This window comes from Microlunatus parietis (assembly GCF_013407955.1).
GTDB classification, from domain to species: Bacteria; Actinomycetota; Actinomycetes; order Propionibacteriales; family Propionibacteriaceae; genus Microlunatus; species Microlunatus parietis.
This window is the reverse complement of sequence record NZ_JACCBU010000001.1, coordinates 2262130-2282390: the sequence shown is the minus strand read 5'-3', so window position 1 is coordinate 2282390 and position 20261 is coordinate 2262130. Positions and strand designations below refer to the sequence as shown.

Genomic DNA, 20261 nt, shown 5'->3' with positions numbered 1-20261 from the left:
GCGGGCCGCAGCGGCCTTGTCAACGGGTGCGTTCACGCCGTGAGCCGGCCGCCGAGCGAACCGACCGGTAGGCCTCGTTGATCTTGGTCAGAAAGGTCGCCGGTTCGAAGATCATCCGTTCCGAGCGGGCGGCCCGGCAGGCGGCGGCCACCCGGTCCGGGTTCTCGGCGAGCTCGACCAGCCGCGCGGTCAGTGCGGCCTCGTCCGGACCGTCGGTCAGGATGCCCGCACCGCCGTCGGTTCCCTCGGTCAGCCGGGGGTCGCAGTGCAGCACACCCCGGCCCGCCAGAACGGCCTCGGCGATCGACATCGGCTGGTTGTCGAAGCCGTACGAGGTCAGGGCCAGCAGGTGATGATCATGGAGCAGGCCGGCCATCTCGTGGTGCGGCCGGGCGCCGAGGAAGGTGATCTCCGGTGTCCCGGCGGCGATCCGGCGGGCCGCGGCGAGTTGCTGGCCGGCGCCGGCCACCGTGACGTGGAGCCGGCCGGGTCCGGCCCGCCCGATCGCGGCCACGGCGGCCCGGACGAACGGCAGGATCCGCTTCTCCGGGGTGCACCGACCGAGCCAGATGATCTTGACCGGACGGTACGGCAGCGGCGGCTCGGCCGGTTCCGGCGCCGTGGCGAGCGTGTTCGGGACCACCGCGACCCGGTCGATCCCGGCCTCGCGCAGCCGGTCGGCCTGGTGCGCCGAAGGAGAGATCACCACCGTGGCCCGGCGCGCGATCCGCCAGGTCATCGCCCGGAGCGCCGACTCGCCGGCACGGTCCGCGAGACGCGGTGCCGAGTCGGCCGGCGAGCCGGTGAGCCGCCGGTGGAAGGCCGTCACGGCCGCCGCGAGGGCGCGCTGGGCGGGGAAGCGGGTCTGCCAGAAGAAGGTGTGCACGGTGTGCACCACCGGCACGCCGAGCTCTCCGGCGACGTCGATCGCGGCGGCCGCCAGCCCGAACTCCGAGTGCAGATGGACCACGCCGATCCGGTGATCATGAAGCCACTCGCGCAGCCGAGCCCGTACCTCCGGAGTGTTCATGATCAACGGCAGACGCAGACCGGGCAGCGTGCCGCGGCTCGGAATGCGCAGAACCGGGACGTCGGGCAGCGTCGGTGCGGTCGGTTCGTCGGGGGCGATGATGATCACCGGGTGGCCGGCGCCGGCCAGCACCCGGGCCTGCTCCAGCATCGCCGTCTGCGCGCCGCCGAGGTAGCCGAGCTGGTAGTCGCAGACGAGCGCGACCCGGGCCGGTGCGGTCACCGGAGTCCGGCCGGATCGCTGCTGAACAAGTAGTTCCGGCCCTGGGTGGTCACCTCGGTCACCGGCGTCCAGCGGCGGTCGCGCCAGGCCAGCATCGGGTAGCCGAGCCGGCGCAGGGAGTCGGCGACCTCGGCCGCACTGTGGCCGTACTTGTCCAGATGCCGGTCCTCGATCTCCAGCAGCAGCGTCGGCCGGTCCCGGGTCAGCACCTCCTTGGCGCCGGCGAGAACGGCCGGCTCGAAGCCCTCGACGTCGATCTTGAGAAAGGTGACCCGCTCGACCTCCTGCTCGCGGCAGACATCGTCGATCGTGATCACCGGCGTCGGCAGGATCCGCGTTGTGGAGAAGGAGATCCGGCGGCCCGACCGGACCTGGCCCGAGTTGAGGTGGGCCCAGCCGTGGATCGGCAGCCCGAACCGGTACGGCAACACGAGTTCTTGATCACCGGCGACCGGACCCACCGCCGCGCGCCGGATGATCACCTGGTCCAGCCGGGTCCGCCGGTGCAGGGTGCTGAGGATCCGGTGCGGCACCGGCAGCGGTTCGAACGCGTACACCCGGCCGGCCGGACCGACCAGGTCGGCCAGCGGAAACGTGTACATGCCGTACCCTGCGCCGATGTCGAAGCAGACGTCGCCCGGCCGGACGAGTTGATCAAGACCGAGGATCTCCGGCTCGGCGACCCCGATCGTGGCACTGAGGCGGAGCGCCGCCGCCGGTCGGTTGGGGTGGCGAGTGGGCAGCAGCTGGTCGGTGGACATGTCCTCCGAAGCTAGAGCCGGCGGATCGTGGGCCCTATCCCTCTGTGGAGCGCATTCGCCTGCGTCGGACTCACCCCCTGGAGCCGTTCGCCGGACTTCGAGGAGTGTCAGTGGTCGCGGTTAGCGTTTCTCTGGGAGGTAAGGGGAGCGAGGAGATGACGATGGAGTCGATGTCACGGGAGGCGGCTGAGGAGCTGACCGAGCGGATCTGTGCCCAGGCGGCGAGGCAGGCCCGGGACAGTTGTGAGTTGTTGATCTTGATCGGTGAGTTCGACGCCGGGAACGGGTGGGCCTGGTGCAACGGGTTCCGGTCGGTCGCGCACTGGCTGGCCTGGACCTGCTCGATGACTCAGGGGACCGCCCGCGAGCATGTGCGGGTCGCCCGGGCGCTGCGGCGGATGCCGGCCGTGACGGCGGCGTTCGGTGCGGGTGAGTTGTCCTATGCGAAGGTACGAGAGGTCACCCGGATCGTGGATCTGGTCGACGAGGCCCAGTTGTGCACGATGGCGCGTCACGCCACCGCGTCGCAGTTGGCGCGGATGATCTCCAGTTTCCGCGCCGCTGCCGGGACCAGGATCAAGACCGAGGCCCGCCGGCAGTTCCGGCTGATCACCCGCGACGACGACACCATGACCGGGGTGACCGGCCGGCTGCCCGCCGAAGAGGCAGCGATCGTCACCGCGGCGCTGCACGGGCCCGCGAGCTCAACAGCACCCCTCCCAGCACGAAGATCAACCGCGACGACCCGGACGCCCATGACGCGACGCCGCCCTATACCGACGCCGACGCCTTGCTGGATGTGTTTCGGCATTATCTGGCGACCGCGGTCACCGAGGACGAGTCGGGTGAGGACCGCGGCCTGGTCATCATCGAGATCGCCGCCGCCCAACTCGGCACAGCGCGCACTGAGCTTGACGAGGTGCCAAGCCAGACCGGGCCTGGCCCTTCGCCGGGTTCAGGGCACGTCAGCGGCTCCGGTCTGCCGATCGTCGACGTTCCCGCGGGAACGCCCACGGCACCGCGCACTGAGCTTGGCGAAGTGCCGAACCACACCCGGCCTGGCCCTTCGCCAGGCTCGGGGCACGTCAGCGGCTCCGGTCTGCCGATCGTCGACGTTCCCGCGGGAACGCCCACGGCACCGCGCACCGGGCTTGTCGAAGTGCCGAACCAGATCGGGCCTGGCCCTTCGCCAGGCTCGGGGCACGTCAGCGGCTCCGGTCTGCCGATCGTCGACGTTCCCGCGGGAACGCCCGCGGCACCGCGCACCGGGCTTGGCGAAGTGCCGAACCAGATCGGGCCTGGCCTTTCGCCGGGCTCTGGGCACGGCAGCGATGCCGGTCAGGCGCCGGGCCTGCGGTCCCAGGTGTGCACGGTCCGCGGAGTCGGGCCGGTGGAACCGCAGACCGCGGAGCGGCTGATCTGCACCGGTTCGGTTCTCGGCGCGGTGATCGATCAGCACGGTGATGTCTTGGCGTTGGGCCGGACCAAACGTTTGGTGTCGAAACGGCAACGCCGGGCGCTGCAACTCCGCGATCAGCTCTGTCAGTATCCGGGCTGCTGGCGGGACCGGCAGCTCCAGGCCCACCACCGGATTCCGTGGTCCCAGGGCGGCGCCACGGACCTGCACAATTTGATCTTGCTCTGCCGGTTCCACCACGTCGCCGTCCACGAGGGCGGCATGAGGATCGTCCGCCGCGACGGCGCCGACTTCGCCGGTGCCCGGACCGGGGACCAGGGCTGGCAGTTCCTGCTCCCCGACGGGCAACCCGTCGCCGCATCAGGCTGGCGCGTGATGACCGCCGAACATCTCTGTCGTGAACTCTCCGGTCATGATCTTCCCGACGGCACCAGCATCGGCACCGTCGGCGGCGGCGCCGGCTTCATCCTGGCCAACTGCGTCGAAGCCATCTTCGGCATGATCAGAAACCAAGATCACGCCGCCGCCTGACCTAGGTCCGGTCCCCATCAGTTACCGGCGCTAAGTGGCACGACTCGGTGCGGAGGAGAGAGTCTTGCCTCAACGCGGAAGCCGCCATCATCGGTCGGGCCGGTGGTCAGGGTGCCGCCTGTTGCGGTGACCCGCTCGCGCATGCCGGTGAGCCCGTGACCCGGCGCTGTCGGCCGGACCGGCTGCGGCGGCCGCCGGTTGCGCACGTCGATCAGCAACAGGTCCGGCTCGGTCGCGATCCTGACGAGCGTCTCCGCTCCGGGCGCGTGCCGGATGACGTTGCTCAGCGCTTCCTGGACGATCCGGTACGCCGCAGTGCCGGCGTCGGCTCCCGGATCGGCCCGGCCGTCCATGATCAACTGCACCGGGACGCCGGCCACCCGGGCGGATTCGACGAGCTTCGGCACGTCGGCCAGACCGGGCGTCGGGGGTGGCGCGGCGCCGCGGAGGACGTCGAGCAGCTGGCGCAGCTCCTGCAGCGAGGCTCGGGCCGAGGCGCCGATGCTTCGGAACTCGTCCACGACGTCCGGTCGGCCGGGATCGAGGCGGTACGGCGCGGTGGAGGCCTGGACGGCGACGACCGACATATGGTGCGCCACCACATCGTGCAGTTCGCGGGCGATCCGGGCCCGCTCCTCCAGAACGCGGCGCAGCCCTTCCTCCTCGGCGATCCGGGCCGCGGCGTCGCGGCGGTGCAGCCAGAACCTCGCCAGCACGAAGGTCAGGATCAGGGCCAGGGTCCACACCGCCGCGCCGAGTTCGACGTCGGGGAAGCTGAAGCCGGAGTCGTACGGCCCGGCCAGCCCAGCCAGGAGCATGATCGCCACCGCTGGCTGGTGGATCGATCGGCGGGTCGTGACGGTGACCGCGTAGACACCGGCAGCTGGGCCGCCAGCAGGCCGGCGTACCAGAACATCGGTTCCAGCGAATCGCCGAAGATCAACCGATCGGCCGGTAGCAGCAACGGCAGTGTCACCAGGGCCAGAATCCAGCCGATCATGGGGCGGAGCCAGGCGATCGCCGGCGGCGCGGCCAGCAGCGCGCTGATCGGGATCGCCGCCGGGCCGTACCCGAAACCGAGTGCGAGGAACCCCAGGCTGACCAGGAACCAGGTGACCGCGATGATCAGGAACGGGAAGTACGGCAGCGGCGGGCGTCCTCCGGATTCCATGATCATCGGGCGCCGGGCGTCACCAGCCCGCTCTCGTACGCGAAGACGACGGCCTGGGCCCGGTCGCGCAGACCGAGCTTGCCGAACAGGCGGCCGACGTGGGACTTCACCGTCTCCTCCGCGATGCTCAGTTCCGTGGCGATCTCGGCGTTGGAGCGGGCCCGCGCGATCAAGGTCAGCACCTCGAGCTCGCGGTTGGTCAGGCTCCGCAGCCGAGCGGTCAGGGTCCGATCGGCGGGGCGACGCGAGGTCATGTCCTCGATCAGCCGCCGGGTCACGGACGGCGCGAGCAGGGCGTCGCCGGCGGCCACCACCCGGATCGCGGCGACCAGATCCTCCGGCGGAGAATCCTTGAGCAGGAAGCCGCTGGCGCCGTACCGCAGCGCTGCGTAGACATAGTCGTCGACGTCGAACGTGGTCAGCACGACGATCTTCGGCCGGTGTGTCGCCTCGGGCGCGAGCAGTTGCCGGGTCGCCTCGATCCCGTCCAACTCCGGCATCCGAACGTCCATGATCACGACATCCGGCCTGAGCTCCCGGACGGCCCGTACCGCGGCCGCGCCGTCGGAGGCCTCGCCGATCACGGTCAGGTCCGGCTGGGTCCGGAGCAACGAGACGAAGCCGGCCCGCACCATCGCTTGATCATCGGCGACCAGGACGGTGATCATGAACGGCCTTTCGGGATCGGTACGGTCAGCGGCAGTTCGGCCAGGACCCGGAACCCGCCGTCGTCGGTGGGCCCGGCCTGCACCGTACCCCCGATCGAGATGGCGCGTTCCCGCATCCCGGTCAGACCGTGCCCGCCCGGATGGGGTTCGGCAGGGGTCGCGGGTGGATCATTGATCACCTCGACCGTCAGCGTCGTCGAATGATCATCGGCGACCCGGATCGTCGCGGCCGCTCCGGGTGCGTGCCGCACCACGTTGCTCAGCGCCTCCTGGACGATCCGGTACGCGGCGTACTGCAGGTCGGGTCCGGCAGCCGGCGACGGCTCCAAGATCAGCCGCACCGGCACCCCGGCGGCCCGGGTCGACTCGACGAGCTTCGGGAGGTCGGCCAGCGTGGGCTTCGGCGGCGTGGCGCCGCGCAGCACCTCGAGCACCTGGCGCAGCTCCTGCAGGGACTCGCGGGCCGCCGCCCCGATGGACCGGAACTCCTGATCGACCTCGGCGGGCCGCTCCGCGGTGATCCGGTACGGAGCCGTCGAGGCCTGGACGGCGATCAACGACATGTGGTGCGCCACCACGTCGTGCAGGTCGCGGGCGATCCGGGTCCGCTCCTCCAGCACCCGGAGTTGGCTCTGCTCCTCGGCGATCCGGATCGTCGCGTCGCGGCGTTGCAGCCGGGTCCGGCCGAGGACGACGGCCAGGACGGTCGCCAGGGTCCAGATCACGCCGCCCTGGATCACCACGCCGGCGCTGTAGCCGAAGCCCTGCGGGATCGCGGAGAGGCCGGCGACCATGGTGATCAGCACGGCCGGATAGCAGATCGCCCGGGGCGCCGACAGCGCGACCAGGTAGATCACCGGCAGGTGGGCGGCCAGCTGGTTGGCCAGCCAGGGGAACGGCGTCAGGCTCTCCGGGAACAGCAGCCGGTGCACCGGCAGGAAGACGATCAACGGGATCAGGCCCAGCGCCCAGCCGAGCATCGGGCGATAACGCGCCACGGCCACCGGGGCGGCGAGCATCACCGACGCCGGGACGGCCGCGAGACCGTAACCGAGGCTGAACCCGTACACGGGAAGGTTGAGCAGGACCAGGACCGCGGCGAAGACGGGAAACGGCCAGCGCGGCACGATCGGCCGTGCGTCCGGGGTCAGGGTGGCGAGTGGGACCCGGACGGCGGTGACCCGGTGCAGGTACCGGCCGACGGCGCCGCGCAGCTTGTCCACCACGCCGTTTAGCTTAGGGTCGCTCCACGTGAGGTTCTTCTTCGATGCCCGCTACATCCGGACCGACTTCCATGACGGGATCAGCCGGTACAGCACCGAGCTCGGCCGCGCCGTGGCCGCGCAGGCGCCGGTGACCTTCCTGGTCAGCGATCCGGGGCAGCGCGCGTTGCTGCCGGACGGCGCCGAGACGATCATGCTGCACGGACCGACGTCGGTGCTGGAGCCGTTCACCGCGCTGCGACTGAACCGGTACCGGCCGGACGTCGTGTTCACGCCGCTGCAGACGATGGGGTCGCTGGGCCGCCGGTTCCGGTTGATCTTGACCCTGCAGGACATCATCTACTACCGCGACCCGACCCCGCCGACGAACCTGCCGCCGCACATCCGGCTCGGCTGGTGGCTCTATCACCAGGCCTACTGGCCGCAGCGGCTGGTGCTCGATCGGGCCGACGCCGTGGTCACGGTCAGCGAGACCTCCCGCTCCTACATCGAGAAGTATCGGCTCACCCGGCGTCCGATCACCGTGGTGAGCAACGCTCCGTCGCCGCTGCTCAGTGTCCCCGAGTCGGGCACGGTCGGTCGTGATCTTGTCTACGTCGGGTCCTTCATGCCGTACAAGAACACCGACGTGTTGATCAAGGCGCTGGCGTACCTGCCGGCCGACTTCACGCTGCACCTGGTCAGCCCGATCAACGCGGACCGGGAGGCCGAGCTGGCCGCGCTGATTCCGGACGGCCGGACGGTGATCTTCCACCGCGGGGTGACCGAGGCTCAGTATCTGGAGTTGCTCGGCCGGGCCTATGCGCTGCTCACCGCCTCGAAGGTGGAGGGTTTCGGCCTGCCGATCGTGGAGGCGCAGCGGGCCGGCGTGCCGGTGATCTGCAGCGAGACCGACATCTTCACCGAGGTCGCCGGGCCGGACGCCCTGTTCTTCCCGCCGGACGACCCGGTCGCGCTGGCGAAGCAGCTCGAGACCCTCGACGATCCTTCGGTACGGCAGCGGATCGTCGACGCCGGACGAGCGAACGCCGCGCGCTTCTCCTGGGACCGCAGCGCGTCCGTCCTGCTCGACCTGGCCCGATCTCTCCTCAGCCGGTAATCGGCTGGTCCAGGGCCTTGCCTGGAGCGGGGTCGGGATGGGAAGTTTTCTACATCGAAGTTGCGGGTTGGGTAACTGCCTGGCATGGCCCTACGTCGAGGAGTGCATCATGGCGCAGACATCCCATCGTTTCGCACGAGCCGGACTCGCACTGGCCGGCGTCGTCGCCGTGATCAGTGCCCTCGGCACAACAGCGGGAGCCGAGCCGGCCGCCGCCAGCCGGGTCGTCTCGTACCACGGCTACCAGGTTTCGGTCCCGGCGGCGTGGCCCGTCGTTGACCTGGCCACCGAGAAGGCCTGCGTACGGTTCGACCGCCCGGTCGTCTACCTCGGTACGCCGCGCCACCAGGAGACCTGCCCGGCGGACCTCACCGGCCGCGACGCCGGCCTGCTGATCGAGCCACTGAACGGCCAGGCCGCAACGCGTCCCGGGGTTGTACCCGCCGAGGCCGGCACGGCTGTCGCGCCGGCAGCGCCGTCGGCGAGTGGCACCCTGCAGATCGCGGTCGAGAGCGCCGGGGTCCTGGTCACCGCGGCGCACGGACCGGGCAACGAGGAGGCCGTTCGCGGGATCCTCGGCACCGGGAAGGTCGTCGCCGGCGGCCGGGCGACCACGCTCGATGCCGAATCGAAGGCGTCCCGCGTCGTCCAGCCGACCGCGGCGGTGGTCGCGCCCGGAACGTACAACGGCAAGGGTTTCGACCAGTGCGCGGCGCCGTCCCAGAGCGCGATGGACACCTGGTGGAACGCCTCGCCCTACAAGGCGGTCGGCATCTACATCTCCGGGATCCAACGCGCGTGCGCCCAGCCGAACCTGACCGCAACCTGGATCGCCAACCAACACAACCGCGGCTGGAAGTTCCTTCCGCTGCACGTCGGTCTGCAGGCACCCTGCCGCGGCACCGGGCACATGATGTCGTCCAACCCGGCGACCGCGCGGGCCCAGGGCCACGAGGCGGCCGTCGAGTCGGTGGCTGCCGCGCAGGCGCTGGGGCTCGTCGCCGGCAGTGTGCTCTACAACGACATGGAGGCCTATCCGCGCGGCGGCGCGTGCACGACCGCGGTGATGTCCTTCCTGGCCGGCTGGACCGACGAGCTGCACGCGCGCGGCTACCTGTCCGGCGTCTATTCCAGCGCCGCCTCGGGCATCGCCGATCTCGTCGCGAACTACAACAGCACGACCTACCAGCGGCCGGACCACGTCTTCTTCGCCTGGTGGAACAACGTCGCGAACACCGACGGCGGGCAGTACATCCCGGCGAGCTACTGGGCCGACCACCAGCGGATCAAGCAGTACGCGGGCGACGTCCGCGAGACCTGGGGCGGCGTGACGATCGCGATCGACCGTGACTTCTTCGACACCGCGAACGGCGGCCCGCCGCCTCCGTGCGCCGCGGTCTCGTTGGACGCCTCGGCGTACCCGGATCTGCGGGCGGGCTCGACCGGCAATCTGGTCAAGGCCGCGCAATGCTTGCTGCAGACGGCCGGGTCGATGCCGGCGGGCGAGCCGTCCGGCACGTTCGACGCGGCAACCGAGGCGGCGGTCGAGTCGTTCCAGACGTCGGTCTCGCTGCCGGCCACGGGTGGGGTCGACTCCCGTACCTGGACCGCACTGCTGTCGTACGGCTCCACTCCGACACTGCGCAGCGGCGCCTCCGGCCCGGATGTCTCGCGCCTGCAGCGCGCGTTGACGGCGGCGCTCGGGCGTACGGTCGGCATCGACGGGTCGTTCGGCCCGATCACCGAGCAGGCCGTCGAGGACTACCAGACCGCGCGGAAGCTCGGCGTGGACGGGATCGTCGGTGCGGAGACCTGGAAGGCACTCCAATCCGGCGCCTGAGCCCCAACGCTCCCTGAGCAAGGCGGAAGGGCAGGTCACATCTGGCTTGGCCCTTCGACAGGCTCAGGGCACGGTGGTGCGGGCGGCTGGATCAGTTGATCAAGACCTGCCGGAGTTCAGGGAGCTCGGCCAGCTGACGGTCGATGATCAGGCGCGCCTGCCGTACGGAAGCGACGAGCGGGTGCAGCGCCAGCGCCCGAACGGCGAGCGACCGGGAGCCAGTCCGAGCGGCTTCGATCACAGTCCGTTCGACGTCCTTCATGGTGATCACCACCCCCTGCTGGTACGGCTCCAGCGGCTCGGCCGGCAGCGGGCGGGGCCCGGCCGCTCCGACCTCGCAGGGCACCTCCACCACGGCGTCGTCGTCCAGCCCGGCCAGCGTGCCGCCGTTTCGGACGTTGAGCACCAGCCGGGCCGACCGGTCCCGGGCGATGGCGCGGATCAGGTCCAGCGCGACACCCTCGTAACCGCCGCCGGCAAGATCATCGTCATCCCGGTCCCCGGCTCCGGTGGCTGAGCGCTCCTCGGCCAGATAGGTCTCCTCGCGGGCCCGCCGGGTCTCCTCCCAGCGGCCCAGCGGATCATGATCATCGCCGGTGAAGTAATGATCTTGCTGCCGGGCGAGGTATTCGCCGCGGGTCTCGGTGGCGCCGTTGATCGCGGCAATCGCGTCCGCGGTGGAGTACCAGTACCAGAGATACTCGTTCGGGATCGCGCCGAGCGTGCGCAGCCAGTCACCGCCGAACAGCCGGCCCTCCTCGACCCGGTCCAGCAGCGGGTCGGCGGCGAGCAGCTCCGGAAGTCGATCAACGCCGTCGACGGTGAGCCGGCGCAGCCAGCCGAGGTGGTTCAGCCCGGCATAGGAGAACTCGGCGTCCTCGGGCCGGACCCCGAGGGCCCGGGCCGCCCGGCGGAACAACCCGACGGGGGAGTCGCAGATCCCGATCACCCGCATCCCCAGCACCGAGCGGGCCGCCTCGGTGACCAGTCCGGCCGGATTGGTGAAGTTGATCACCCACGCGTCCGGGGCGACCCGCCGGATCGTGTCGGCGATCCGCAGCACCACCGGCACCGTACGCAGGCCGTAGCAGACACCCCCGGCCCCGGTCGTCTCCTGACCCAGCAGGCCGACGTCGAGGGCCGCGCGCTCGTCGCAGACCCGGCCGGCCACCCCGCCGACCCGGATCGCCTGGAACACGAAGTCGGTCCCGGTGACCGCCGTGGCCAAGTCGGTCTCCAGCCGCACCGAGGGCCCGATCCGGTCCGCGGTCATCGCCTCGATCACGGCGCCGATCCGTCGCAGCCGGGCCGGGTCGGTGTCGTACAGGACGAGTTCGTCGATCACCGGCTCCGGGTCGTCGGCGAGGGCCCGGAAGATCAGCGGCACCCGGAATCCGCCGCCCCCGATGATCGTCAGCCGCATCCGTGTCCTCCGTCGCCCAGTCCGCCGTCGTCGAGCCCCATGCCCGGAACGGTAGCGTGGGCGAACTGATGCCCTTCGACGGGTTCAGGGCGCTTCGCGGTTCGTGGAAAGGAGTCCTGATGGACGAACCGGAGTTCGACGTGTTCGTCACCGGGACCGTGTTCCTGGACCTGATCTTCACCGGGCTGAGCCGGCCGCCGGCCGGCGGTCATGAGGTGTGGACCGACGGCATGGGTTCCAGCCCCGGCGGCGTGGCGAACCTCGCCGTCGCCGCGTCCCGGCTCGGCCTGCGGACGTCGCTGGCGACCGCGTTCGGCGACGACATCTACGGCGAGTACTGCTGGCATGTGCTGTCCGAGCTCGAGGACGTCGACCTCAGCCTGGCCCGGCAGTTCCGCAACTGGCATTCGCCGGTCACCGTCTCGATGGCGTACGACGACGACCGGGCCATGGTCACCCACGCGCACCCGCCGCCCTCCGGGCCGACCGACCTGATCATCGACCCGCCGCCGACCCGGCTCGCCTATGCCGACATGGCCGCCGAGCGCGCCACCTGGCTGGACCGGGCGCTGGACCGCGGCGTCAAGGTGTTCGCCGACGTCGGCTGGGACGAGACCGAGGTCTGGGACACCGACTTGTTGATCACCCGGCTGGCGGGCTGCCACGCGTTCGTACCGAACGCCGGCGAGGCGATGGCGTTCACCCGGACCGGCTCGCCCGGCGCGGCCCTGGAGGTGCTCCGGGACTGGGTGCCGCTGGCGGTGGTGACCGCGGGCACCGGGGGAGCGTTCGCGGCGGACGCCGAGACCGGCGAGACCGCCTGGGTGCCGTCGCTGTCCGTGGCGGCCCTGGACCCGACCGGCGCCGGCGACGTGTTCCTGGCCGGCCTGATGTTCGGCACCCTGCGCAACTTGTCGCTGACCCACCGGCTCCGGTTCGCCGGACTCTGCGCCGCCCTGTCGGTCCGGCAGTTCGGCGGCGCCCTCGCCGCCCCCGGCTGGGCCGACCTGGCCGCCTGGTGGTCGGAGGCCAAGGAGTCCGCCCGCTACGCCCGCGACTACGCCTTCCTGCCCGCGCTGATCCCGGCCGGCGAGGGCCGCGAGGTGCGGCGGGCCATGGCCACCATCGGTCTCGGCGAGCTGCTCGGCGACGACGATGATCATGATCACGGCACGGTGCCGTCCTGATGATCATCGACGATCCCGCGGAGCGGCGGGCGGCTGCGGTCGAGGAGTTCGGCGTGGTCCTCGGCCGACCACTCGACGGCGGCTACCGATCCTCGGTGTTCGAGGCCAGGACCGCCGGCGGTGAGCCGGTGGTCTTGAAGATTCCGGCCACCAGGGCGGAGGCGGACGCGGAGATCGCCGCGCTGGCCCGCTGGCGCGACTCGGGTGCCGCGGTACGGGTGCTCGCGGCCGACGAACGTCACGGTGCGCTGTTGCTGGAACGGCTGCGGCCCGGCACGGCGCTGCCGCCGCTGGACGCCGACGCGATACTGCCGATCGGTCAGTTGCTGGCCCGGCTGCACGCCTGCGGCCCCGGTGACCGTCTGTTCGACCGGCTGGAGGACGGCTATGCCGCGGCCGAGGAACAGGCTCGGCGCGACCTCGCGTACGAGCGACGGCAGCGGAACGAGTCGTCGCGCGGCGAGGCGGGACTGGCGTTGCTCGGTGCCGCGGCCGCGACCGTCGAGGATCTGGCCCGGTCGACCCGTCGCCCGGTGCTGCTGCACGGCGACTTCACCAACAAGAATCTCCTTGCCTCCGGCCAGACCTTCGTCGCGATCGACCCGATCCCGCGGATCGGTGATCCGTGCGCCGACGCCGGGCATCTCGCCGCGGCGCAGCCGGCCGACCGGATCCTGGACGTTGCGGCGGCTCTGGCGACGGCCGCCGACCTTGATCAGGAACGGGTGCTGCGCTGGACCGCCGTCCTCCTCGTGATCCAGGACTGTCAGGCGTGGCGGGACGACCAGGACGGGCTGGACCGGCTGCTGGCGCGGCAGGGCCTCCGCTCCCTGCTCCGGCCGCGCCCGAAGACCACGACAGCGAGGCAAGTCAGTCCATGATCATCGAGGATCCGGTCGAGGCCGAATTGCATCGCCTGTACGGTCCGGGCGCCCGTCGCGAACCCGCCGACGCCGCGGCGCTGATGGCGGGCTACCCGGGGCGCTGGTGGGTCGCCGGCGGCTGGGCGATCGAGGCGCAGGGAGGCGCGCCACGGGCCCACGGTGATCTTGATCTGAGTGTGCCCCGATCGGACCTGGCGCTGCTGCGGCGGCACCTGGCCGGCCGGCTGGACGTCTGGATCGCCGACCGTGGATCGCTGACGCCGCTGCCGCCGGACCAGGACCCGGACGCCCCGGCGACCGACGTGCTGCCGGACGAGTGCGAGAACCTCTGGACCCGGCACAGCGGCGCCGATCCGTGGGAATACGACGTGATCTTGATGGACGGCGACGAGGACGGCTGGATCTTCAAGCGGGACAGCGAGATCCGGCTGCCCTGGCCGGAGATCGTCCGGACCGTGGACGGCATCGACTACCTCCGGGTGGAGCTGCAGTTGCTGCACAAGGCGGCCCGCCGCCGGCCCAAGGACCAGTACGACTTCGAGGCCGTCCTGCCGCACCTCGACCCCGCCGCCAGCGGCTGGCTCCGCGACGCCCTGACCCGCGTCCACCCCGATCATCCCTGGCTCGCCGCCCTGCGCAGCTGACTCCGCTGCTGAGCTATCTTGCCCGACATGAGTTGGGACATCTTGATCATGGATCTGCCGCGCGACGCTCGTTCGGTGGCGGACGTCCCGCACGACTTCAAGCCCTTGCCGCTCGGGCCGAGATCGGAGCTGATCAGGAAGATTCGGTCGGTGGTCCCCGCGGCCGACTTCACCGATGCTTCGTGGGGTCAGATCGAGACTCCGGACTTCTCGGTCGAGGTCAACATCGGTGATGCGGACGTCGTCGAGTACCCGGCCGCATTCCACCATGGCATCACGACCGGACGGCGGCGGCCATCCGGGCGGCCACCTCGGCGACGGCGGCGCGGAGTTCGGGGCCGCCCTCGACCCGGAACGGGAACGGCAGCGCGGACAGCCACTCGCCGGCATACATGGCCGGGTTGCTGGTGCTCCCGGTCAGCAGGCACCGGGCTCCGTCGTCCAGCGGCTCCAGCCGGCCCATCGGCCCGGTGATCCACGGCGCGACGCTCGCGTACGGAGCCTCGAAGACGACCCGGGTCGGATAATCCCAGCTGCTGCCGAGATGCTGCTCCAGCAGCGCCACCGGATCCAGCTCCGGCGGCGGCTGGCAGCGATCGGCCAGGGTCTCGAAGCCGGTCACCCGGTCGATCCGGAACGTCCGGACCTCGTCGGCATAGTGCGCCCGGCAGAGCAGATACCAGCGCCCGTTGCGGACCACCACCGCCCACGGGTCGACCTCGGTGTCCAGCGGCGTCCCCGAAGCCGTCCGGTACGAGAGCCGGGCCCGCCGCCCGGCCGCGACGGCGTCGACGACCGTGGTGACGATCTCCGGGTCCGGCCGAGCCGCGTCCCGGTCCGGCGCGGCGAGCGCGTTCTCCCGGAGCATCGCGGCCTGCCGGGCGACCCGTTCCGGCAGCGCCCGGAGCAGCTTGCCCAGCGCGGCGCCGACCGGATCGGCCGGGTCGGCGGCCGCGTGCTGCCCGTCCAGCACGGCCATCACGAGGCCGAGCGCCTCCGACGAGGAGAAGACCAGCGGCGGCAGCCGTACGCCGCGGCCAACCCGATAGCCCCCGTACGGCCCACGAACCGACTCGATCGGCACGCCCGCCTCGCGCAGGATCGCGACATAGCGCCGGGCGGCCCGGTCGGTCACCGCCAGCCGTTCGGCCAGGTCGGCGGCCGAGATTCCCGGCCTGGCCTGCAGCAGTTCCAGCGCCAACAAGGCCCGCGCCGTCGGGCTGTCCTCGCGCGTCTTCACGGCACCAACCTAAACAGGAAGCCGAGCGTCCGGAACCGCTTCTAGGGTCACGCCATGGACATCATCCTCATTCCCGGCATGTGGCTGACCGGCGCGGTCTGGGACGAGACCGCAGAGGAACTCCGGCGGCTCGGCCACCGCCCGACCGCGCTGACCCTGCCCGGCCTCGCCGACGGCCGGACCGCCACGACACTCGACGACCAGGTGGCCGCCGCCCTCGAGGCGATCGACGCCGCCGACCGGCCCCTCGTCGTCGGGCACTCGGCCGCGAGCACGCTGGCCTGGCTGGTCGCGGACCGGCGGCCGGACGCGGTGGCCCGGGTCGCCCTGGTCGGCGGCTTCCCCGCGGCCGACGGCGAGACCTACTTCGACGTGTTCCCGGTGCAGGACGGCGTGGTGCCGTTCCCCGGCTGGGAACCGTTCGAAGGCCCCGACACCGCCGACCTGGACGCGGCCGCCCGGGACCGCCTGGCCGCCGGCGCGGTGCCGGTGCCCGGCGGCGTCGCCACCGGCATCGTCCGGCTCACCGACGAGCGACGGTACGACATTCCGGTCACACTGATCTGCCCCGAATTCAGCCCGGACGACGTGAAGGGCTGGATCGCGGACGGCGACCTGCCCGAGTTGGACCGGGCCCGCGACGTGACCTACGCCGACCTCGACTCGGGCCACTGGCCGATGACCAGCTGCCCGAAGGAGTTGGCCAGGGTGCTGGACGGTCTGACCCGATGACGTACGCGATCACGACGTTGGACGCCTCGACCTGGGAGCCGTTCGCCGACCTGGTCGAACGCAACAACGGGATCTTCGGCGGCTGCTGGTGCATCGGGTTCCACACCGACCGCGGCGATCCGGACCTCGACAACCGCACCGCGAAGGAACAGCTTGTCCGGACCGGCCGGGCGCACGCCGCCCTGGTGCTGGACGAGGACGGCATCGCCCGCGGCTGGGCGCAGTTCGGCCCGAAGGTCGACCTCAAGATCAAACACCGGATCGAGTACGAGAAGCAGCCGCCGCCGACTCCGGGCTGGCGGATCACCTGCATCTTCACCGACAAGACGCATCGCCGCCAGGGCGTGGCCCGGGCGGCGCTGGAGGGCGCCTTGGACCAGATCGCGGCCCGCGGCGGCGGCTTGGTCGAGGCGATCTCCGAGGTCACCGACGGCCGGGTCGCGCAGGGCCGGTTCCTGTTCAGTGGCACCGTCGAGCTGTTCGAGCAGTACGACTTCGCCCGCCTCCGCCAGGTCGGCAAGCACGCCTGGATCGTGCACCGGGACCTGCCGCCCGCCTGACCGGGCCCGGCTGCCACGATGGGTCCCTTGTGACGAACGGAGGCCCCAGATGAGTCGTGGCACAGTGTTGATCACCGGAGTGGGCCGGCGCCGCTCCATCGGGGCCGGGCTCGCGCTCGGCCTGGCCGAGGACGGCTGGGACCTGGCGCTGAGCTACTGGCGGCCGTACGACGACCGGCTCGGCATGGAGGCGGGCCCGGACGACCCGGCGGCGATCGCCGAGGACTGCCGGGCGCTCGGCCGGCGGGTGGACCTGATCGCCGGTGATCTTGCCGATCCTGCCGTACCGGCGGAGTTGATCAAGGCCGCGTCAGCGCACGATGATCTTGCCGGCCTGGTGCTGTCGCACTGCGAGTCCGTCGACAGCTCGATCCTCACCACGTCCCTGGACAGCTGGGACCGCCACTTCGACGTCAACGCCCGGGCCAGCTGGTTGTTGATCAAGGAGTACGCCGAGCGGCTGCCGGTCGTCGATCATGGCGGCGAGGCCAGGGCCCGGATCGTCGCGCTGACCAGTGATCACGTCGTGCACAACCTGCCGTACGGGTGCAGCAAGGGAGCCCTGGACCGGCTGGTGATCGCCGCCGCGCACGAGCTGGCCGATCGCGGCGTTCGCGCCAACGTGATCAATCCCGGCCCGGTCGACACCGGCTGGATGACCGACGAGATCCGCGCCGCCGGCATCGCGCAGACGCCCGCCGGTCGGCTGGGCACGCCGCACGACACCGCCAACCTGGTCCGGTTCCTCTTCTCGGACCAGGGTTCCTGGATCAACGGCCAGCTGCTGTCGAGCAACGGCGGCTTCGGCAGCTGACCACAGGGCACGAACCGGGTCAGGCGTCGTCCGGCTCCAGGCTCATCGGCCCGTAGACCTTCCGCTCGTCCTCATAAAGCGTGACCGAGCGGACGCCGTCGGAGTACAGGTCCGGATAGGTCTCGCCGAGCCACGACTCCGCGTCGCCCTGCCGCGGGAAGTTCTTGCTCCGGCCCTGGGTGCCGGCCGGGACCGGCTGGTAGGTCCAGTGCCACGACATCAGGTGAGCCGCTTCGTCGGCGCCGACCGGGCGGTGAGGCCCGGGTCCGTCACGACGGCATCGCCGAGCGCCTCGTCGATGCCGCGAAGGGTCTCCTCGGACAGCTTCTTGCCGGCCGCCTCGGCGTTCGCGGTGACCTGCTCGGGCCGGGAGCCGCCGGTGATCGCGGTCGCCACGTTCTCGTTGTTGAGCACCCAGGCGATCGCCAGCTGGGCCATGGTCAGGCCCTCCGCCTCGGCCAACGGGGCCAGCTTCTGCACCCGCGCCAACAGCTCGTCGTTGTCGACCAGCCGCTTGATGAAGCCGGCGCCGCTGGCCTGGTCGGTGGCCCGGGAGCCCTCCGGCGGCGGCTGTCCCGGCAGGTACTTGCCGGTCAGCACGCCCTGCGCGATCGGCGAATAGACCACCTGGCTGATCCCGAGCTCGTACGACGTCGGCACCACCTCGGCCTCGATGACCCGGTGCAGCGCGTTGTACTGCGGCTGGTTCGAGACGAACGGGAAGCGCAGTTCCCGGGCCAGCGCATGCCCGGCGCGGAGCTGCTCCGCGGTCCACTCGCTGACCCCGATGTAGAGCGCCTTGCCCTGCCGGACCACGTCGGCGAACGACTCCATGGTCTCCTCGAGCGGCGTGAAGTGATCGAACCGGTGCGCCTGATAGAGGTCGACGTAGTCGGTCTTCAGCCGCTTCAGCGAGCCGTTGATCGACTCGTGGATGTGCTTGCGGGACAGCCCGGTGTCGTTCGGGCCGCCGGGACCGGTGGGGAAGTAGACCTTGGTGAAGATCTCCAGGCTCTCCCGCCGCTCACCGGCCAGCGCCTCGCCGAGGATCGATTCGGCCTTCGTGTTCGCGTACGTGTCCGCGGTGTCGAACGTGGTGATGCCCGCGTCCAGCGCCGCCCGGACGCACCGTTGGGCCTGCTCGGCCTCGACCTGCGACCCGTGGGTCACCCAGTTGCCGTAACTGACCGCCGACACCTTGAGGCCGCTGCGGCCGAGAAATCGAAACTCCATGGCGTCAGCGTTTCACAGGTGCCGGCGGTCGGTGGACCGGCCCGCCCTCCTAGCGCAGCGGGGCGATCTGGGCCTCGGTCGCGCTCTGCTGGGTCGCCGCCGAGATGTAGCGGATCGGCCCGGCCCAGTGCAGGCCGTACTGGTCGAACCGGTTCCGGTCCTTGGCGTAGGAGGTCTTCGCCTGCTTCACCAGGTAGGACTGGTACGGCCGGTTCGGCAGGGCCGCGTTGAGCTCGCCGAGATTCCGGACATAGACGCCCTTGAAGGTCGGGCCGTCGCCGCCGCAGTCCCCCGACTCACACGGCTCGCGGAGCACCCCCTTCGGGTTGATCCCGGAGTCCTGGGTGGAGGCCGTCGCCAGCTTCTTCGCGGTGCGCAGGTAGCCCCGGTCGCCGGTCGCCGCGTGCAGCTCGGTCAGTGCGCCGAGCACGATGCCCTGGTTGTACGTCCAGGTCGGCTGACCGTTGTTCTCGCAGGCGTCGTTCAGGCCGTCGTTGATCATGTTCCGGGAGTTGATCATGCCGCTGTCGCGGAACCACTCCCAGTTCTGCACCGCCCGGTCGAGGAAGCTGGAGTCGCCCTCGACCCGGTTGGCCAGGCTGGCCAGCACCTTGATCATCAGCTCGTTGGTGACGGCGTTCTTGTACTTCACGTTGATGTTCCAGATCACGCCGCCGCCGCAGACGTCGCTCCAGGTGTCCCACATGTACTCGGCGTCGAAGATCGCCGTGTCCAGGTAGCGCTGATCACCGGTGAGGTCGTACGCCCGGATCCAGGCCAGTGCCCACCAGCCGGTGTCGTCGATGTACTCGTTGGTGAAGTTGCCGCCCTGGGCGTCCTTGTTCTTGTCGTACGTGTTCGCGATCACCCACTCGTAGCGGTCGTCGCCGGTGGCCAGCTGGTAGTCCAGCACCGCGGTCAGCGCGTTCGCCGAGTTCCACCAGCCGGTGGTCTTCCAGAGCCCGGTGTCCTTGTTGTACAAGCGCATCAGGGCGTCCACGGCCCGCTGGGCCGGGGTGCCCTCGGTCTGCGGTTTCTCGACACCGAACCAGCTGGTGCAGACGATGTCATCGCGGTTGCCGGCCTTGCCGCAGGCCCGCAGCACGCCCTCCTTGCCGTCAACGTTCAGGGCGAACTCGGGCGAGGTGACCGACCGGGAACCGGCCGGGATGGTCGAGTAGCCGAGCCGTTCGTCGGCGACGGTCGCGCCGCCGTCGAAGGAGCGGTCCAGCCACACCTCGTCGGTCGGATCGCCGCTGGAGATCCGGGCCCAGCCGAGGGCGTCGGCGTCGGAGAGGTGCAGTTCGATCTGGCGGCCGAAGATCGTGGCCCCGTCGGCCAGTCGATCCTCGGTCGCGGCGAGTGGGACGGCCGCCGGCTCGGCCTTGGCCGGGCGTCTGGTCGTGGCATCCCCCTCGGAGGCGGCCGCCGGTGCGGCGGCGAAGGTGATCATTCCAAGCGTGGCGAGGGCCGCGATCGCGGCGCCAATGGCGCGTCGGGTCATGCCCCGACGGTAGGTCGCCGGCGGAGGGTACGTCAAGGATTCATCCCAATTAATATATTCATATTGTCGAGATGGAGA

General features: G+C 70.9%; 21 protein-coding genes. 10 read left to right on the top strand and 11 right to left on the bottom strand.

The window, feature by feature from the left end; genetic code table 11:
- Window positions 1-19: 19 nt before the first annotated feature.
- On the bottom strand, window positions 20-1252 hold the full coding sequence (locus BKA15_RS10840; RefSeq protein ID WP_179750643.1) for a glycosyltransferase family 4 protein: 1233 nt from the start codon (window positions 1250-1252) through the stop codon (window positions 20-22).
- On the bottom strand, window positions 1249-2013 hold the full coding sequence (locus tag BKA15_RS10835; RefSeq protein WP_179750641.1) for an FkbM family methyltransferase: 765 nt from the start codon (window positions 2011-2013) through the stop codon (window positions 1249-1251). The genes BKA15_RS10840 and BKA15_RS10835 overlap by 4 nt, the downstream gene beginning before the upstream one ends.
- Window positions 2014-2168: 155 nt before the next feature.
- Between BKA15_RS10835 and BKA15_RS37240 the strand changes: the two genes are divergently transcribed.
- Both BKA15_RS37240 and BKA15_RS34795 read left to right on the top strand, forming a co-directional pair.
- Window positions 2169-3431: a DUF222 domain-containing protein gene (locus tag BKA15_RS37240; protein ID WP_218871202.1), complete on the top strand. Its 1263-nt coding sequence runs from the start codon at window positions 2169-2171 to the stop codon at window positions 3429-3431.
- Window positions 3404-3961, top strand: a complete 558-nt coding sequence (locus BKA15_RS34795; protein WP_218871200.1) for an HNH endonuclease signature motif containing protein — start codon at window positions 3404-3406, stop codon at window positions 3959-3961. Before BKA15_RS37240 ends, BKA15_RS34795 begins: the two co-directional genes overlap by 28 nt.
- A 17-nt stretch (window positions 3962-3978) precedes the next feature.
- On the opposite strand, the gene BKA15_RS10825 is transcribed toward BKA15_RS34795, so the two are convergent.
- From BKA15_RS10825 to BKA15_RS36820, 4 genes are read right to left on the bottom strand one after another with little or no spacing between them, the layout of a single operon-like run.
- Window positions 3979-4779 (bottom strand): sensor histidine kinase, encoded by an 801-nt coding sequence (locus BKA15_RS10825; protein WP_179750639.1) that lies wholly within the window; start codon window positions 4777-4779, stop codon window positions 3979-3981.
- Window positions 4689-5138, bottom strand: coding sequence for a hypothetical protein (locus BKA15_RS10820; protein ID WP_179750638.1), 450 nt, complete (start codon window positions 5136-5138; stop codon window positions 4689-4691). The genes BKA15_RS10825 and BKA15_RS10820 overlap by 91 nt, the downstream gene beginning before the upstream one ends.
- A complete protein-coding gene (locus tag BKA15_RS10815) occupies window positions 5135-5800 on the bottom strand; it encodes a response regulator (protein ID WP_179750636.1) in 666 nt (221 codons plus the stop codon). The genes BKA15_RS10820 and BKA15_RS10815 overlap by 4 nt, the downstream gene beginning before the upstream one ends.
- A complete protein-coding gene (locus BKA15_RS36820) occupies window positions 5797-7026 on the bottom strand; it encodes a sensor histidine kinase (protein WP_179750634.1) in 1230 nt (409 codons plus the stop codon). The genes BKA15_RS10815 and BKA15_RS36820 overlap by 4 nt, the downstream gene beginning before the upstream one ends.
- A 25-nt stretch (window positions 7027-7051) precedes the next feature.
- On the opposite strand from BKA15_RS36820, the gene BKA15_RS10805 reads away from it, so the two are divergent.
- Together BKA15_RS10805 and BKA15_RS10800 are read left to right on the top strand one after the other, a co-directional pair.
- Window positions 7052-8122: a glycosyltransferase family 4 protein gene (locus BKA15_RS10805; protein WP_179750632.1), complete on the top strand. Its 1071-nt coding sequence runs from the start codon at window positions 7052-7054 to the stop codon at window positions 8120-8122.
- Between the two features lie 109 nt (window positions 8123-8231).
- Complete coding sequence (locus BKA15_RS10800; protein WP_179750630.1) at window positions 8232-9962, top strand: glycoside hydrolase domain-containing protein; 1731 nt, start codon at window positions 8232-8234, stop codon at window positions 9960-9962.
- 91 nt (window positions 9963-10053) lie between these two features.
- On the opposite strand, the gene BKA15_RS10795 is transcribed toward BKA15_RS10800, so the two are convergent.
- Complete coding sequence (locus BKA15_RS10795; protein ID WP_179750628.1) at window positions 10054-11385, bottom strand: 6-phospho-beta-glucosidase; 1332 nt, start codon at window positions 11383-11385, stop codon at window positions 10054-10056.
- A 119-nt stretch (window positions 11386-11504) separates the two neighbouring features.
- Between BKA15_RS10795 and BKA15_RS10790 the strand changes: the two genes are divergently transcribed.
- Genes BKA15_RS10790 through BKA15_RS10780 form a run of 3 tightly spaced genes read left to right on the top strand, consistent with a single transcriptional unit; the run spans window position 11505 to window position 14100 of the window.
- Window positions 11505-12572, top strand: a complete 1068-nt coding sequence (locus BKA15_RS10790; protein ID WP_246322315.1) for a PfkB family carbohydrate kinase — start codon at window positions 11505-11507, stop codon at window positions 12570-12572.
- The gene (locus tag BKA15_RS10785; protein WP_179750624.1) at window positions 12572-13453 is read left to right on the top strand and encodes an aminoglycoside phosphotransferase family protein; all 882 of its coding nucleotides are present in this window, start codon (window positions 12572-12574) and stop codon (window positions 13451-13453) included. The genes BKA15_RS10790 and BKA15_RS10785 overlap by 1 nt, the downstream gene beginning before the upstream one ends.
- The gene (locus tag BKA15_RS10780; protein WP_246322314.1) at window positions 13450-14100 is read left to right on the top strand and encodes a nucleotidyltransferase domain-containing protein; all 651 of its coding nucleotides are present in this window, start codon (window positions 13450-13452) and stop codon (window positions 14098-14100) included. The genes BKA15_RS10785 and BKA15_RS10780 overlap by 4 nt, the downstream gene beginning before the upstream one ends.
- A gap of 274 nt (window positions 14101-14374) precedes the next feature.
- On the opposite strand, the gene BKA15_RS10775 is transcribed toward BKA15_RS10780, so the two are convergent.
- Entirely contained in the window at window positions 14375-15340 is a 966-nt protein-coding gene (locus BKA15_RS10775; RefSeq protein WP_179750622.1) for a helix-turn-helix transcriptional regulator, read from the bottom strand.
- A 54-nt stretch (window positions 15341-15394) separates the two neighbouring features.
- Here BKA15_RS10775 and BKA15_RS10770 point away from each other — a divergent pair, with 54 nt between their 5' ends.
- From BKA15_RS10770 to BKA15_RS10760, 3 genes are read left to right on the top strand one after another with little or no spacing between them, the layout of a single operon-like run.
- Entirely contained in the window at window positions 15395-16072 is a 678-nt protein-coding gene (locus tag BKA15_RS10770) for an alpha/beta fold hydrolase (protein WP_179750620.1), read from the top strand.
- Entirely contained in the window at window positions 16069-16632 is a 564-nt protein-coding gene (locus tag BKA15_RS10765) for a GNAT family N-acetyltransferase (RefSeq protein WP_179750618.1), read from the top strand. Before BKA15_RS10770 ends, BKA15_RS10765 begins: the two co-directional genes overlap by 4 nt.
- A 49-nt stretch (window positions 16633-16681) precedes the next feature.
- Window positions 16682-17446 carry an SDR family oxidoreductase gene (locus tag BKA15_RS10760; protein ID WP_179750616.1) on the top strand — a complete coding sequence of 255 codons (765 nt, stop codon included), beginning with the start codon at window positions 16682-16684 and terminating at the stop codon, window positions 17444-17446.
- A gap of 19 nt (window positions 17447-17465) precedes the next feature.
- Here the strand turns inward: BKA15_RS10760 and BKA15_RS10755 are convergent, their stop codons facing one another.
- Genes BKA15_RS10755 through BKA15_RS10745 form a run of 3 tightly spaced genes read right to left on the bottom strand, consistent with a single transcriptional unit; the run spans window position 17466 to window position 20183 of the window.
- Window positions 17466-17666, bottom strand: a complete 201-nt coding sequence (locus BKA15_RS10755) for a hypothetical protein (RefSeq protein ID WP_179750614.1) — start codon at window positions 17664-17666, stop codon at window positions 17466-17468.
- Window positions 17666-18679, bottom strand: a complete 1014-nt coding sequence (locus BKA15_RS10750; protein WP_179750613.1) for an aldo/keto reductase family protein — start codon at window positions 18677-18679, stop codon at window positions 17666-17668. The genes BKA15_RS10755 and BKA15_RS10750 overlap by 1 nt, the downstream gene beginning before the upstream one ends.
- 49 nt (window positions 18680-18728) lie before the next feature.
- Window positions 18729-20183 carry a glycoside hydrolase family 76 protein gene (locus BKA15_RS10745; RefSeq protein ID WP_179750611.1) on the bottom strand — a complete coding sequence of 485 codons (1455 nt, stop codon included), beginning with the start codon at window positions 20181-20183 and terminating at the stop codon, window positions 18729-18731.
- Between the last annotated feature and the right edge of the window lie 78 nt (window positions 20184-20261).

What these genes read in the sequence shown, in the direction of transcription:
- BKA15_RS10835 (WP_179750641.1), bottom strand. Translation starts at nt 2,013, where the DNA reads ATGTCCACCGACCAGCTGCTGCCCACTCGCCACCCCAACCGACCGGCG.
- BKA15_RS37240 (WP_218871202.1), top strand. Translation starts at nt 2,169, where the DNA reads ATGACGATGGAGTCGATGTCACGGGAGGCGGCTGAGGAGCTGACCGAG.
- BKA15_RS10825 (WP_179750639.1), bottom strand. Translation starts at nt 4,779, where the DNA reads ATGCTCCTGGCTGGGCTGGCCGGGCCGTACGACTCCGGCTTCAGCTTC.
- BKA15_RS10820 (WP_179750638.1), bottom strand. Translation starts at nt 5,138, where the DNA reads ATGATCATGGAATCCGGAGGACGCCCGCCGCTGCCGTACTTCCCGTTC.
- BKA15_RS10815 (WP_179750636.1), bottom strand. Translation starts at nt 5,800, where the DNA reads ATGATCACCGTCCTGGTCGCCGATGATCAAGCGATGGTGCGGGCCGGC.
- BKA15_RS10800 (WP_179750630.1), top strand. Translation starts at nt 8,232, where the DNA reads ATGGCGCAGACATCCCATCGTTTCGCACGAGCCGGACTCGCACTGGCC.
- BKA15_RS10795 (WP_179750628.1), bottom strand. Translation starts at nt 11,385, where the DNA reads ATGCGGCTGACGATCATCGGGGGCGGCGGATTCCGGGTGCCGCTGATC.
- BKA15_RS10790 (WP_246322315.1), top strand. Translation starts at nt 11,505, where the DNA reads ATGGACGAACCGGAGTTCGACGTGTTCGTCACCGGGACCGTGTTCCTG.
- BKA15_RS10785 (WP_179750624.1), top strand. Translation starts at nt 12,572, where the DNA reads ATGATCATCGACGATCCCGCGGAGCGGCGGGCGGCTGCGGTCGAGGAG.
- BKA15_RS10780 (WP_246322314.1), top strand. Translation starts at nt 13,450, where the DNA reads ATGATCATCGAGGATCCGGTCGAGGCCGAATTGCATCGCCTGTACGGT.
- BKA15_RS10770 (WP_179750620.1), top strand. Translation starts at nt 15,395, where the DNA reads ATGGACATCATCCTCATTCCCGGCATGTGGCTGACCGGCGCGGTCTGG.
- BKA15_RS10765 (WP_179750618.1), top strand. Translation starts at nt 16,069, where the DNA reads ATGACGTACGCGATCACGACGTTGGACGCCTCGACCTGGGAGCCGTTC.
- BKA15_RS10760 (WP_179750616.1), top strand. Translation starts at nt 16,682, where the DNA reads ATGAGTCGTGGCACAGTGTTGATCACCGGAGTGGGCCGGCGCCGCTCC.
- BKA15_RS10755 (WP_179750614.1), bottom strand. Translation starts at nt 17,666, where the DNA reads ATGTCGTGGCACTGGACCTACCAGCCGGTCCCGGCCGGCACCCAGGGC.
- BKA15_RS10750 (WP_179750613.1), bottom strand. Translation starts at nt 18,679, where the DNA reads ATGGAGTTTCGATTTCTCGGCCGCAGCGGCCTCAAGGTGTCGGCGGTC.
- BKA15_RS10745 (WP_179750611.1), bottom strand. Translation starts at nt 20,183, where the DNA reads ATGACCCGACGCGCCATTGGCGCCGCGATCGCGGCCCTCGCCACGCTT.